A 14,234-nucleotide genomic window follows, 5' to 3' on the forward strand; every position below is an offset into this window, starting at 1 on the left:
AAATGTACCCAACCAACAAGCAGCAACCTACATTCGTTTCGGAATGCGGGCTTCTACATAAACCAGATGCGCCCATAGTCGGATAAGTCACGATAAAGCAGGCCTCAGACCTAACCCTTTTTGCGATATATCAAATTTGGCGCAGCTTAGCCACATCTGCGACATTCTGTCCAACATTACTATTCTGTAATTTTCGAATTTCATAATATACTAATTTTTGGACCGGGCGAGTCTGGCGCCTCCAAATCCAGACTGCGTCATCACACGCAGACAGACTCAAACCGGGCAGTGCGAAGCTGGCCTTTGTTCTGTCCGGTCTATCGAGCATCCGTTAGGAGGAACCAATGACGGACAGTTCAAGACGACGTGGTTTGCGGCGGGTATGTTGTACCCTGACCTCAAGCCTGATGGTCGCCATTTTTGTAACGTTTTCCGGATCGTTTATCGCCGATATGGAGGTGAAGGCCTCCCCGGCACAGGCCACTGAAGCAAATGCATCGACACCAAGTGATGCCAGCCGACAGGTAACCGGCAAGGAACCCGGAGAGACCGCCGACCACACCAAATTCGAAATCCTGCAACAGGACTTCAAAAGCGGACCAGAGGTCACCAAGGCTTGCCTCTCCTGCCACACCGAAGCCGCCCATCAGGTGCAGGACAGCATTCATTACCAATGGGTCTTCGCCAACAAGACCACCGGCCAGACCCTTGGCAAGCGCAATGTGATCAACAATTTCTGTGGCAATGTCGCCTCGAACGAAGCCCGCTGCACATCTTGTCACGCAGGGTATGGCTGGAAAGACATGCGCCAACCGCCGCCCAAGGAGGAAAGTGCGGTCGATTGCCTCGTCTGCCATGCACCCAAGAAATATTATCGCAAGTTCCCGACCATGGCGGGTCTGCCAATCACCGAACCGAAAAAGTTCAATGGCAAGGACTTCCCCGTCTCCGACCTGACCAAGGCCGCCCAGTCGGTCAATCTCGCCCAACGTGAAAATTGCGGCGCTTGCCACTTCTTTGGCGGCGGTGGCGACGCGGTCAAGCATGGCGACATCGACAGTTCGCTGACCAATCCGCCACGCGATCTCGACGTCCATATGGCCACCGATGGCGGCAACATGGCCTGCTCCGCCTGTCACTCGGGCTCCGGGCACAAATGGCCGGGCTCCCGCTTTGAGATGGATGCCAAGCCGGTGACCCGCGACGCGGACGGAAAATCCATTCCGTCCTATCAGATCCGTCGTTCCAACAAGACAGCATCATGCGAGAGCTGCCATTCCGACGCACCGCATCAAGGCGCAACGCTGGAAGCGGTCAAGCTCAACAACCATACCGACACCGTCGCTTGCCAGACGTGCCATATCCCGGAATTTGCCAGAGGCGGCATCGCCACCAAAATGCTCTGGGACTGGTCAACGGCCGGCAAGAAGAAAGACGGCAAACCATATGTCGAAAAAGACGATAACGGCAACCCGACCTACAATTCCAAGAAAGGGACCTTCGTCTACAAAGAGAATGTCACGCCAGTCTATGCCTGGTTCAACGGCACGATCACCTACAAGACCGATGATGACCCGCTCGACACGGCCTCGCCAGTGGTCCTCAATCAGTTGCATGGGGATGCCAGCGACAAGACCGCACGCATCTGGCCTTTCAAGCTGATGAACACCGTTCAGCCGATCGATGCCGAAAGCAAGAAGCTCGCTTATATGCATCTGTTCGGCAAGGACGACAATGCCTATTGGAAGACCTATGACTGGGGCAAGGCTCTTCAGGCCGGCATGGACTATATGAGCAAGCCTTATTCCGGCAAATATGACTGGGCGAAAACCCAGATGTTCTGGCCGATCACGCATATGGTCGCACCGACCGAGCAGGCCGTTCAATGTGGCGAATGCCATACCAAGAATGGCCGCCTCGAAGGCATCACCGGGGTCTACATTCCGGGACGCGACAGCTTCGGCATTCTGGATTGGCTTGGCTATGGCCTCATCATCCTGACCATCATCGGCGTTGGCATCCACACCGCTTTCCGGATTGTCACCCGCAGCAAACGCCAATCTTGAGGAGTGCGTATCATGACAGACATTGCATCAACTCCCCTTGGCCCCAAAACTGGCCCTGAAACTGGCCCTGAAACTGGCACCAAAGACAGCAAACCGCCCCTTCAGCATCGCAAGGTGAAGAATTACTCTCGCTATGAGCGCTTCTGGCACTGGTCTCAGGCGTTGCTGATTTTCCTGCTGGCCTTCTCCGGCTTCACTGTCCATGGCACGATCCGCTTCATCCCGTTCGAAAAGGCGGTGATGATGCATGATATCGCCGCCTTTGCCCTGATCTTCCTGTGGCTGTTTACAGCCTTCTGGACGATCACCACCGGTCAATGGCGACATTTCGTGCCGACCAATGCGGGCCTTTGGGCCGTCATCCGCCATTATCTGATCGGCATGATGGTGGGCCAGCCCCATCCCTACAAGCGCACCCTGAGCCGGAAACAGAATCCACTCCAGTCCGCCGCCTATTTCGCGATCATGACCTTGGTCGGGCCGCTGCTCTGGCTCTCCGGGCTGGCCTATATGTTCTACAGTTTCTGGGCGGGCAACTCGGGCAATCACGACATCTTCAACCTCGTTGTTCTGCTCCACCTCATTGGCGCTTTCCTGATGGTCGCCTTTGTCATCGGACACATCTATATGGTCACGACAGGCAAGACGATCTTTCACTATACCCGCGCCATGATCTCGGGCTACGAGGATATGGAGCTAACCGACGCCGAAGTGACCTATCTGGAGACCCACGAACCAGATCGCATCAAATAAAGCTCGCAACACACACCAAAAAGGCCGCAGCATCCGCTGCGGCCTTTTTTGTTGGACCAGTCAGAGAGGAAAAAGTCTCAGAGACTTATTTGAAAGCACTGCCGGGCTTTACGCCCAGCATCTTGAAGATCATTGCTGCCGGACAAAAGCCGGTGAAGGCAGATTGCAGCAGGTTGGCGCCGATAAACACGGTCAACCACATGAAGAGCGGGCTGACAAACTGGGTCAGGGCGACGGAGATCAGGATCATGACGCCAGCGAAGGCGAAGATGGTACGGTCAAGGCACATGGAGCTATCCTTTGCATGCTCAATTAAATTAGTATTTGCGAATATTCATATCAAATAAATCTTTCATCGTAAATACGCCTTTATATGCGACATGCGACCGCAGGTGAAAAACCGAGTCACTCGGGGATCGCCTTCACCGGCACGTGATTGCCCTTTCCGGCTTTTAACTGGCCAGCCGCAAAATGGTCACAATATTTGTCCGCTTCTGCCCTTTTTCCCTCAAAACCGGGCCGCATTCGGGTGTGATCCTAGGATCAAGACATGCCTTCATGGTCATACATCCGATTGAGAGACGATCACCAATGCCCCTTTCATCACCTGATAGTCAGCGCAAAAAGCGCCGCCGCCATTCCATTGACCTCGACCTGAAACGAGGATCAGAAAAATCCATTTCCAAGGCCTTCAAAATCTGGATCGGCGCCTACGCGCTGGCCATTGGCATCGGCTTCACGGTTGCTGCACATCCTGCCCGTTCGGCTCCGGTGACCACGCCTGAGATCACCGCCGCGGAACAGGCCCCACAGGCCAGAGCGTCCAGCGACCTGCGCCTGGTCGGCCCCAATGACATGCAATCCGGCGGTCTGCTGTTCAAAGCCAAAGAGCCGGGCAAATATGTCGAAGCACCCAAAGTCGCCACCGACATCAAGCTCGACGTCACCGGCCCGGTTGCCCGCGCCACCGTCACGCAAACATTTCTCAATCCCAGCGACGTCTGGGTCGAGGGCATCTATGTCTTTCCTCTGCCGGACAATGCCGCCGTCGACCAGTTGAAAATGAAGGTTGGCGATCGCCTGATCGAAGGCAAGATCAAGCCAAAGCAGGAAGCCCGTGAAATCTACGAGGCCGCCAAACGCGAAGGCAAGAAAGCCAGCCTGCTCGAACAGCAGCGTCCCAACCTCTTCACCAATGCAGTCGCCAATATCGGCCCGGGCGAGAGCATCACCGTCCAGATCGAATATCAGGAAACCATCCCGCGCAAAGGCGAAGACTTCTCCCTGCGCGTGCCTCTGGTGGTCGCCCCACGCTACAATCCGCTCAACAAACCGTTGCAGCCCGTCATTGACATGGAAGCCAAACAGACCGCTGGCACCAGCGGCTGGGGCTCCACCGATCCGGTGCCGGACCGTGACACCATCACCGCCCCGGTGATCGATCCGAACAAAGAGGACAAGAGCAATCCGGTCACCCTTTCGGTTACCCTCAATTCCGGCTTCCCGCTCGACAAGGTCGTCAGCCACTATCATGACGTCGACATCAAGCCCGCAGGCGACGACAAGGTCACGCTGACCCTCAAAGAAGGGGCTGTGCCAGCGGATAAGGATTTCCTCCTCACCTGGACCGGCAAGAAGGGCAAGACTCCCAATCTCGGCCTCTTCACCCAGAAACTGACCGGCAAGAATGAAACGACGCAAGATTATCTGCTGGCCTATATCACGCCGCCCTACAAGCTGACCGAGAGCCTGAAAGTGCCACCGCGTGAAGTGATCTTCGTCATCGATCAGTCCGGCTCCATGGCAGGCCCTTCGATCCGTCAGGCGCGCGCCAGCCTGATCGAAGCCCTTGATCAACTCAAGCCTGAAGACAGCTTCCAGATCATCCGCTTCAACAATGAAATGAACCAGCTGTTCGGTGCGCCGCAAAAGGCCGATAGCGAGACGGTCGCCAAGGCCAAGCGCTGGGTCAATCGCATCAAGGCCGAAGGCGGCACAGAAATGCTGCCAGCCATGCTGGAAGCCTTGGCCGACAGCGCCCCCAATGCCCCGACCCTGCGTCAGGTCATCTTCCTCACCGATGGAGCCATCGGCAATGAAAAGCAATTGTTTGAGGCGGTCAAATCCCAGAAAGGTCGCTCGCGCATCTTCACTGTTGGCATCGGCTCCGCCCCCAACAGCTTCTTCATGTCCCGTGCGGCAGAAGTGGGACGCGGCACCTTCACCCATATCGGTGATATCACCGAAGTACAGAGCCAGATGGAGACCTTGTTCAAGCAGTTGAGCAGTCCGGTCGCCACCGACCTCACCGTCACCCTTGCGGGCAGCGAAGGGATCGAAGCGTCCCCCGATGCCCTGCCCGATCTTTATCTTGGCGAACCGGTGATCCTTGCCCTCAAGGCAAACAAACTTGGCGACACGCTGACCCTGAAAGGCCGCTTTGACAATCAGCCATGGACCTTGTCCGTCGATCTGACCAAAGCCGCCCCGTCAACGGCTGTCAACAAGATCTGGGCCCGTGGCAAGATCCGTCAGCTCGAAAGTGACCGCCTTCTGTCCAATGACTCAAAGGCAATTGACAAGCGGATCGAGACGCTCGGCCTTGACCATCATCTGGTCACCCGCCTGACCAGCCTCGTCGCCGTCGATGTCACACCGTCCCGTCCAAGCGAAGAGGGACTTGAAAGCAAGAAAGTGCCATTGAACCTGCCCGATGGCTGGGAAATGGACAAGGTCTTTGGTGAGCAGGCCGAAATGGCTCAGCCAGTGATGGCAGCCCCAGCCAAGGCCATGACCGGCACGAGCAAGAAACGCATGTCGATGCAAATGCGTGACAGCAGTATGCGGACCTCTGCCCTGATTGCCCCTCAGGCTGCCCCGATGGTGGGGGCCAGCGGGCAACCGATGAAATTGGCTGCGGTGCAAACCAATCAGGGTCAGATCATGCTGCCGAAAACCGCAACCAAGGCAGACCTGATTCTGCTGACTGGTACCTTATTACTGTTGCTCTCAGGCGGATTGCTTGCCTGGCTGCAATGGCGCCGCGTGGCCAAGAAATGACCCCGGCGCGACAACGACACTGGCTTAAACTCCCCGCCATGCTGATCGGCATGGCGGGTTTTGCCTTGATCCTCTGGGCAGGTTGGATTCCTGCCAAGGCCAAGCTGGCACAATTTCTCCTCCAGCGCGCCTGGATGGAAAGCCAGACCACAGGCACCCCGGTCAAGGCATGGGGCTGGGCCGACACATGGCCCGTCGCCAAATTGTCCATTCCGGCCATTGCCTTTGAAGCGATTATCCTGCGCGAGGCGGGTGGCGAGGGTCTTGCCTTCGGGCCTGTTCTGCTCAACCAGTCAGCATCCTTGGGCGAGGATGGCCTGTCGGTGATTTCCGCCCACCGCGACACCCATTTCAAACCACTGGCCCAACTGAAGCCGGGCATGAAAATCCACATTGAGCCTCTCAAGGGTCTGACACTCACCTATCAGGTCGAACAAATGCGCATTGCCCCTTGGGACCGCTCCGGCCTCAGCAAGGACAGCTTTGAGCCAACCCTTGCACTCACCTCCTGTTGGCCCTTTGAAGATGTCACTCCCGGCCCGTTGCGTTTCATTGCCGAGGCTCGTCTGCTCCAGTCCCTCCCCTCAACGCAGGCAGCCCCATTGTGATCAACCCTACGCATCCCTACGTAGAAGAAAGCAAGACGCCTTTCTTCTGACCGGACGGAGATGCTTCATGACTGCACATACACCCCCTGATATCGCAGCCCGCAAGATGCCCTCATTCAAGGCGGTTGATATGCGAGATCCTCGCTCAAATATCGCAGGAACAAATCTGATGTGGGCCATGCTGGCCCTTGCCACGGCCTTCTTCCTGGCCACCAGTCTGTCGAAGGCAAATGCCCAACAGACTCCCAGTCTTGAAACCCAGACCGGCCCGATCGAAATCGAACAAATAGCCACATTCGATCGTCCCTGGGGCATGGCCTTTTTGTCAAGAACACAGTTGCTGGTGACCGAACGAACCGGTGGTCTATGGCTGTTTGACACTGCATCAGGAGAAAAGACGGCGGTTAAAAACCCGCCCTCAGCCCATGTCGCCGGTCAGGGCGGGCTGCTGGATGTCGCCCTCCACCCGGATTTCAGCCAGACCAACTGGGCCTATTTCACCCTCGCACGCCAGTCCGAAGGGGGCACGGGAACCACTCTGGTGCGGGCCAAATTGTCAGGTCTCGGAACGGGTTCACCAACCCTGTCGGATCAGCAAACCCTGTATGAAGTCCTGCCCAGCGCCGGAACCTACCATTATGGCTCCCGCATCGCTTTTGCCGCGGATGGCAACCTCTATGTCACCTTCGGCGACCATGGGGTACGCCCAAGAGCGCAGGATGTCACCAACGCCTCTGGCTCGGTTATCCGCCTGACAGACGACGGATCGATCCCCGCTGACAATCCGTCCTTCGGTGCCAATGCCAAAGAGGGACTATGGTCGATTGGCCATCGCAATCCGCAAGGTGCCGCCATCCATCCCGAAACCGGTCAACTCTGGACCGTTGAACATGGCGCCCGGGGCGGTGATGAAATCAATCGTCCGGAAGCAGGCAAAAATTATGGCTGGCCAACCATTTCCTATGGCCGTCACTATTCCGGAGGCCGCATCGGCGAAGGCACTCAGAAGGCCGGCATGGAGCAGCCGATCCACTATTGGGACCCATCCATAGCACCGTCCGGTTTGGCCTTTTATGATGGCGATCTGTTCCCCGACTGGAAAGGCAACCTGTTTGTTGGTGCCTTGAAGGACCAGAAACTGGTCCGCCTGACCCTTGAGGGAAACCGGGTCACCCATGAGGAAATTCTGCTTGAGCGGCTTTATGGTCGCATCCGCGATGTGCGCTCCGGCCCCGACGGTGCCCTTTGGTTGTTGACCGACTCCTCGCGTGGTGCCTTGCTACGGATCACCCCCGCCCGATGATCCATCAATTTCCCTGCGCAATCCATCGAAACTATTCAATTGATTGATCGCAGAAAATGGCGTAATTCCGTTTGACCGGGCCGACAAGCCTCCCTTGTCGGCCCTTGATGACTTTATGACAGACCCGCCTCAAAAAATGTGTCCGGAAGTGATGCCATGTCCCGTTTGACTGCCAATAGCCTGTTGTTGATCGCCGCCATGGTCTGGGGCGCTGCCTTCGTGGCCCAATCCACCGCCATGGACTCCATCGGTCCGCTCAGCTTCACAGGCGTCCGCTTCCTTCTGGCCGCCATCTCGGTCGCCCCCTTTGCCTATTTCGAGTGGCGCAAAAGCGAAAAACGCATTCCCCTCAGGGGCATGTTGCAAAGTGCCTTTGTCGGCGCAATCTTCTTCATTGCCATCACCTTGCAGCAATATGGCTTTTTCACCACCTCTGTCACCAATGCCGGTTTCCTGACTGCGCTCTATGTGGTCTTCACCCCGATCATGGGGATCGTGATCCTGCGCACCTGGCCCAATGCCTATATCTGGCCCATCGTGGCGATTGCCTTGATCGGAGCCTATCTGTTGGCCGGTAGACTGGAAAGCATGGCCGTCGGTGATCTGCTGAATGTCTTGAGCGGCCTGTTCTGGGCCTTGCAAATCATTCTGATCGGTCGGCTTGTCCTCCAATATGGCAATCCGATCACCATTGCCTGCCTCCAGTTCCTCACAGCCGGTCTATTGGGCATGCTGTTCGGCCTGCCGATTGAAGGTCTGGCGCTGCACAATCTGACCGGTGCCTGGTTTGAAATCATCTATACTGGCGTCTTTTCAGGTGGCCTGTCCTTCACCTTGCAAGCCATCGGCCAGCGCTACACGCCACCAGCCGATGCTGCCATTCTGCTGTCGAGCGAAAGCCTGTTCGCTGCGATTTTCGGCGCTTTGTTGCTCCATGAACGACTCACGGGCAGTCAAGTGGTCGGATGTGCGATGATCTTTTCCTGCATTCTTCTGGTCGAATTGCTGCCTCTGATCAGCCGCAAACTGCGCCGCTCCGGTGACAAGCCACAGGCAAAACAGCCCGCCTGACAAGCGGGCGAATTTTTCCGTCCGACACCCTTCATATTCCTGATTTGTTCCCTTATATTGAGTCTTCGACGCGCACGGATACAATTGAGGGGCTTTCTCCATGGCATCTGACAATCGCAAGGGCAAAGGCAGCACCGCATCCGGTCTGGGCGAAGCGCCGCAAGCCCAGCTGGAAGGCATGCCCCTGTCTGATTCCATCGCTGACTGGGCCGAGGAAATCACCCGCAGCACCGAGGAAAAACCTGCCGCGACCAAACAGACTGACAAATCCGACAAACCCAAGCGCAGCCGCAAAAAGCCGGAAGAGAAAGCCTCTGCCCGCGAACGCGCAGCCGGTGGTCTGAACCCGATTGCTGGTCTCGATATTTCGCTTGAAAAGGCCGAAGAGCTGGAACGCGTCACCAAGGAACGCAAGAAGGCCCAGAAGAAAAAAGGCAAGAGCGACGATCGCTCCGGTGTCACGGAAACCGTGCGTGCACTTGAATCGCTCATCGAGCATGGTCGCCCGGAATTCATGGATACCGAGCCATGGCGTCCTCATCGCCCGGACCGGCCAGAGAAATCCGAAGGCGGTGTCTCCTTTGATCTGGTCACCGAGTTCGACCCCGCAGGCGACCAGCCCACCGCCATTGCCGATCTGCAAGAAGGCATCAAGAATGGCGAAGCCACACAGGTGTTGCTCGGTGTTACCGGCTCGGGCAAAACCTTCACCATGGCCCAATTGATCGCCAGAACCCAGCGGCCAGCCCTGATCCTTGCGCCAAACAAAACCTTGGCCGCCCAGCTCTATGGCGAGTTCAAAAGCTTCTTCCCCAACAATGCGGTTGAATATTTCGTCTCCTATTACGACTATTACCAGCCGGAAGCCTATGTGCCGCGCACCGACACCTTCATTGAGAAGGAAAGCACGGTCAACGAACAGATTGACCGGATGCGCCACTCGGCCACCCGCTCATTGCTGGAACGCGACGACGTGATCATCATCGCCTCGGTCTCCTGTATCTATGGTATCGGTTCCGTCGAAACCTATACCGAGATGAGCTTCAAGATCGAGGTTGGCGACGAAATCGATCAGGGCCAATTGATGGCCGATCTGGTCGCCCTGCAATATAAGCGCAACGACATGGCCTTCCAGCGTGGGTCCTTCCGGGTCAGTGGTGACAGTGTCGAGGTTTTCCCGGCCCACTATGAAGACCGCGCCTGGCGCATTTCCTTCTTCGGGGACGAGATCGAGGAAATCAAGGAATTTGACCCTCTGACCGGCCAGAAGATGGACGAGTTGGAGATGGTCAAGCTTTATGCCAACTCCCACTATGTCACCCCGCGCCCAACCCTCAATCAGGCAATCAAGAGCATCAAGAAGGAACTAACCGAGCGCCTCGCCGAGTTGGAGGCCCATGGCCGCCTGCTTGAAGCCCAGCGGCTGGAACAGCGTTGCCGCTTTGACCTTGAAATGCTTGAGGCCACCGGTGTCTGTCAGGGCATCGAGAACTATTCGCGCTATCTGACGGGCCGCCTGCCCGGTGAGCCACCACCGACCCTGTTTGAATATCTGCCCGACAATGCCCTGATCTTCGTTGATGAAAGCCATGTGACCATCGGCCAGCTCGGTGCAATGTATCGCGGCGACTTTCGCCGTAAAGCAACTTTGGCCGAATATGGCTTCCGCCTGCCAAGTTGCATGGACAACCGCCCCTTGCGCTTTGAGGAATGGGACGCCATGCGCCCCCAGACCGTTGCCGTATCCGCCACCCCCGGTGGCTGGGAGATGGAAGAAGCGGGCGGCGTCTTTGCCGAACAGGTCATTCGCCCCACCGGCCTGACCGACCCGATCATCGAAATCCGCTCGGCCAAGACACAGGTCGATGATTTGCTGGGAGAGGTGAAGGAAAAGGCCAAACAAGGCTATCGGACATTGGTCACCACCCTGACCAAGCGCATGGCCGAAGACTTGACCGAATATCTCCACGAGCAGGGCGTTCGCGTCCGCTATATGCATTCCGACGTCGACACCATCGAGCGAATTGAGATCATTCGCGATCTGCGCCTTGGGGCCTTCGATGTGCTGGTCGGCATCAACCTGTTGCGTGAGGGGCTCGACATTCCCGAATGTGCGCTGGTCGCCATTCTCGACGCCGACAAGGAAGGCTTCCTGCGCTCGGAAACCTCCCTGATCCAGACCATTGGTCGCGCCGCCCGGAATGCCGACGGCAAGGTCATTCTTTATGCTGACCGGATGACCGGCTCGATGGATCGAGCCATCTCCGAGACCAACCGCCGCCGCGAGAAGCAGATTGCCTATAATGAAGAACATGGCATCACGCCGCAGACCGTGAAGAAGAATATCGGCGATATTCTCGGCTCGGTCTATGAAAGTGACCATGTCACCGTCGACAAGGGGATGGCCGAAGAAGGCCCGGCATCCATCGGCCACAATCTCGAAGCCCATATCGCGGATCTGGAAAGCCGCATGAAGGACGCCGCTGCCAACCTCGAATTCGAGGAAGCCGCCCGCCTGCGCGACGAGGTCAAACGCCTGCGCGAGACCGAACTGGCCATTGCCGATGATCCATTGGCCCGTCAGGCAAGTGTTGACGAGAAAACCGGTGGGTATCGCGGCGAGCGCAAATATGGCGCGTCCGCCAACCTGCCCAAAACGTCCCGCATTCAACAACCCGATCTCGATGATATGGGCCCCGGATCAGACCGCACCCGCCCCAAAGGCGCGGCCGAGAGCAAGGGACGGAGAAGGAAGAAAAGATAAAGGGGGGAGGCGCAAGCCTCCCTTTTTAAACGGCACGCCATCTATGCATGAGAGACAAGAGCTGCTTGATATATCTATTGGCTTCGTTTGAGATCAACGCAATAGAGCCAGAACGCCATGCATCCAAGCGCCAGCACAAAGACATGCGGCATCATGACATTGGCTTTGAAGATGAGGCCGAGCCAGTCAAACTCACCCCAATTTGGTCGCCACGAAGAATAAATATTGAAGTCTATTTCCCCATCCACTGCGCAAGCAATGTTCTCTTCGAGCGCCTTGATCCGCGGAACATAGGCATTTTGATAGCTCTTCCAGACCGCATCGGTGATCCAGAAAGGCAGAGCAGACAAAGCCGCAAACAACATCGTCATCGCCCCTGCCCGTGTACGCGGCCTTGCATAGACCGCAAGAATGGTCGCCAGCCCGATGGTCACCGACCAACCTTTCAAGGCCAATGCATGCTGATTGAAACTCTCATAGGTGAGATAGATCAGTTCAGATTCTTTGATGACAGCGTCACAGGTCAAAACCGGGTCCAGCCTTCCAACAAACAGCGCCAAAGCACCACTATAAGGCGCACCTGAGAACCAATACAACACCCAACGGAATTGTGATTCCCAGTTGATTCCAGCAGCCGCTATAGAAGGGTTAGTCCTTGACGGAACCCAAGAGAGTGTAGCATCGCATGGAACTTGTCTTTGCTTACGGCGCCGGTCTGCTGACCCTGATCAATCCCTGTGTCCTGCCGGTTTTGCCGATTGTACTGGCCTCTGCCCTGTCGGAAGACCGCCGCGGTCCGGTAGCCTTGGCGCTTGGCATGTCGATCTCCTTTGTCAGCTTCGGCCTGTTGGTTGCCTCAGCGGGGCATGCTATCGGGCTGGATGAACGCATTTTGGGACAAATTGGCGCGAGCCTGATGTTGGCGTTCGGCCTGATCCTCCTTGTGCCCGCCTTTGCCAGCCGCTTTGAGACAGCTACCGCAGGCTTTGCCGCCAAAGCCGACAGTCAACTTTATCAATCCAATCTGACAGGGTTCAAGGGCCAGTTCTTTGCCGGTCTGTTGCTCGGAGCCGTCTGGTCCCCTTGCATTGGTCCAACCCTTGGCGGAGCCATTGCGCTGGCCAGTCAGGGAGAAAATCTCCTTTGGGCCACCGCCATCATGATTGCCTTTGCCGCCGGTGTCTCGACCCTCATTCTGGGCCTTGGCCTTGGGGCAAAGAATGCCATCCGCAGCCGGGCGCAGGCCCTGCGCGCCGTAGCTGAAAAATCCAAGCCACTGATGGGTCTGCTCTTCATCGCCGTCGGCCTGATGATCCTGCTCGGCGTCCATCACTGGTTCGAAGCATGGGCCGTCGAGCATCTGCCCTACTGGCTGCAAGACCTTTCTGTCGCGCTCTAGCTGCCCAAAATGATCACCAAGGCCACATCAACCGTAGAAATGCCAAATGCATCTTTCAGGGAGACACAACCATGATCCGATTTTTCGCCCTTCTGAGCTTCCTCGTCATGACCAGCGTTGCATCCGCCTCTGACGTCATGGACTACAAACCCGGCCTCATTCAGTCCTTGCTGAAAGAGGGCAAGACCGTCTTTGTCGATTACAAAGCCAGCTGGTGCACCACCTGCGCCGCGCAGGAGCGGGTGATCGAGCGCTTGCGGTCCGAAAATGATGTCTATGACAAGGCGCTAACCTTTGTCGCCGTTGACTGGGACAATTATCGCGACCACGAGGTCACCACCTCGCGCAACATTCCCCGCCGTTCCACCCTGCTGGTGCTTAAAGGCGATCAGGAACTCGGTCGCATCGTTGCAGGCACCTCGACCAAGGAAATCAAGGCCCTGCTCGACAAGGGCCTCTGACCATACCCACAAAGAAGGGAGCCACTTGGCTCCCTTTGCTCGTTCCATGCGCTGCTTTATTGGCAGACATGGATTGGAGCCGGATCAAGCCCGAACTGCAAGCCTCTTTCCTGACATCCCCAGCCATGGCTTCTTCATGGCTGCTTCTTCATGGCTGCATCTTCATTGCAACGCACCATACTCTTGCCATTTTGATCGATCAAACAGTGCCCCTGCCGCATCTGGGATAGCCTTGCGGTCACCCAATGCACCGACAGGGAGTTCCGGTTGATGAAGCATGTTAGCCTATATGCGCTTGTGGCGAGCGCCAGCCTGCTCTTTTTGGCTGTGCTGATGGATGTCAGTCGCGCGACGGAATGGAACAATTGCGGCAAGGCTTCGTGGTATCAGCTCACGACGCGCACCGCGTCCGGCGAATATGCCAACCCGGACAAGATGACTGCAGCCCACCGCAAGCTGAAATTTGGCACCCATGTAGAAGTGCGCAACATGCGTAACAACAAAACGGTCATTGTCCGGATCAATGACCGCGGGCCCTTCATCAAGGGCCGTATTATCGATGTGACCCGCGCAGCTGCCATCAAGCTTGGCTTCAAGAATGCAGGGACCACCAAGGTCTGCTATCGCGTCGTGACAAAAGAGCATGCGGTCAACAACGCACCAAAGGCCCGGCCACACACCCCACCCAAAAGCCTGCCGAAAAGCAAACCTCAAACGGCACCTGAGAAGTCACTCTGAATCACGCCCTC

At 56.7% G+C, this 14,234-nt stretch carries 12 protein-coding genes; 10 read left to right on the forward strand and 2 right to left on the reverse strand.

Annotated elements, in window-relative coordinates:
• Positions 1–344: 344 nt before the first annotated feature.
• Together DSD30_RS10365 and DSD30_RS10370 are read left to right on the forward strand one after the other, a co-directional pair.
• The gene (locus DSD30_RS10365) at positions 345–2,066 is read left to right on the forward strand and encodes a tetrathionate reductase family octaheme c-type cytochrome (protein ID WP_198662892.1); all 1,722 of its coding nucleotides are present in this window, start codon (positions 345–347) and stop codon (positions 2,064–2,066) included.
• 12 nt (positions 2,067–2,078) lie between these two features.
• Positions 2,079–2,819, forward strand: a complete 741-nt coding sequence (locus DSD30_RS10370) for a cytochrome b/b6 domain-containing protein (RefSeq protein WP_114009534.1) — start codon at positions 2,079–2,081, stop codon at positions 2,817–2,819.
• An 85-nt stretch (positions 2,820–2,904) separates the two neighbouring features.
• On the opposite strand, the gene DSD30_RS10375 is transcribed toward DSD30_RS10370, so the two are convergent.
• Positions 2,905–3,108 (reverse strand): YgaP family membrane protein, encoded by a 204-nt coding sequence (locus DSD30_RS10375; RefSeq protein ID WP_114009535.1) that lies wholly within the window; start codon positions 3,106–3,108, stop codon positions 2,905–2,907.
• A gap of 302 nt (positions 3,109–3,410) precedes the next feature.
• Between DSD30_RS10375 and DSD30_RS10380 the strand changes: the two genes are divergently transcribed.
• The 5 genes from DSD30_RS10380 to uvrB all read left to right on the forward strand — a co-directional run bounded on the left by DSD30_RS10380 (position 3,411) and on the right by uvrB (position 11,625).
• The gene (locus DSD30_RS10380) at positions 3,411–5,879 is read left to right on the forward strand and encodes a marine proteobacterial sortase target protein (protein ID WP_157967643.1); all 2,469 of its coding nucleotides are present in this window, start codon (positions 3,411–3,413) and stop codon (positions 5,877–5,879) included.
• Positions 5,876–6,487, forward strand: a complete 612-nt coding sequence (locus tag DSD30_RS10385; RefSeq protein WP_157967644.1) for a class GN sortase — start codon at positions 5,876–5,878, stop codon at positions 6,485–6,487. The genes DSD30_RS10380 and DSD30_RS10385 overlap by 4 nt, the downstream gene beginning before the upstream one ends.
• A gap of 67 nt (positions 6,488–6,554) precedes the next feature.
• Entirely contained in the window at positions 6,555–7,790 is a 1,236-nt protein-coding gene (locus tag DSD30_RS10390) for a PQQ-dependent sugar dehydrogenase (RefSeq protein WP_245418422.1), read from the forward strand.
• 156 nt (positions 7,791–7,946) lie between these two features.
• A complete protein-coding gene (locus DSD30_RS10395; RefSeq protein WP_114009538.1) occupies positions 7,947–8,861 on the forward strand; it encodes a DMT family transporter in 915 nt (304 codons plus the stop codon).
• 196 nt (positions 8,862–9,057) lie between these two features.
• Complete coding sequence (gene uvrB, locus DSD30_RS10400) at positions 9,058–11,625, forward strand: excinuclease ABC subunit UvrB (RefSeq protein ID WP_425359458.1); 2,568 nt, start codon at positions 9,058–9,060, stop codon at positions 11,623–11,625.
• A 74-nt stretch (positions 11,626–11,699) separates the two neighbouring features.
• Here the strand turns inward: uvrB and DSD30_RS10405 are convergent, their stop codons facing one another.
• The gene (locus DSD30_RS10405) at positions 11,700–12,152 is read right to left on the reverse strand and encodes a hypothetical protein (protein WP_157967645.1); all 453 of its coding nucleotides are present in this window, start codon (positions 12,150–12,152) and stop codon (positions 11,700–11,702) included.
• A 158-nt stretch (positions 12,153–12,310) separates the two neighbouring features.
• Here DSD30_RS10405 and DSD30_RS10410 point away from each other — a divergent pair, with 158 nt between their 5' ends.
• The 3 genes from DSD30_RS10410 to DSD30_RS10420 all read left to right on the forward strand — a co-directional run bounded on the left by DSD30_RS10410 (position 12,311) and on the right by DSD30_RS10420 (position 14,223).
• Positions 12,311–13,024, forward strand: coding sequence for a cytochrome c biogenesis CcdA family protein (locus DSD30_RS10410; protein WP_114009541.1), 714 nt, complete (start codon positions 12,311–12,313; stop codon positions 13,022–13,024).
• A gap of 71 nt (positions 13,025–13,095) precedes the next feature.
• Positions 13,096–13,485: a thioredoxin family protein gene (locus tag DSD30_RS10415; protein ID WP_114009542.1), complete on the forward strand. Its 390-nt coding sequence runs from the start codon at positions 13,096–13,098 to the stop codon at positions 13,483–13,485.
• Between the two features lie 270 nt (positions 13,486–13,755).
• Positions 13,756–14,223 carry a septal ring lytic transglycosylase RlpA family protein gene (locus DSD30_RS10420; protein ID WP_114009543.1) on the forward strand — a complete coding sequence of 156 codons (468 nt, stop codon included), beginning with the start codon at positions 13,756–13,758 and terminating at the stop codon, positions 14,221–14,223.
• Positions 14,224–14,234 lie beyond the last annotated feature (11 nt).

The sequence above is a fragment of the Cohaesibacter intestini genome (assembly GCF_003324485.1).
Lineage (GTDB): Bacteria > Pseudomonadota > Alphaproteobacteria > Rhizobiales > Cohaesibacteraceae > Cohaesibacter > Cohaesibacter intestini.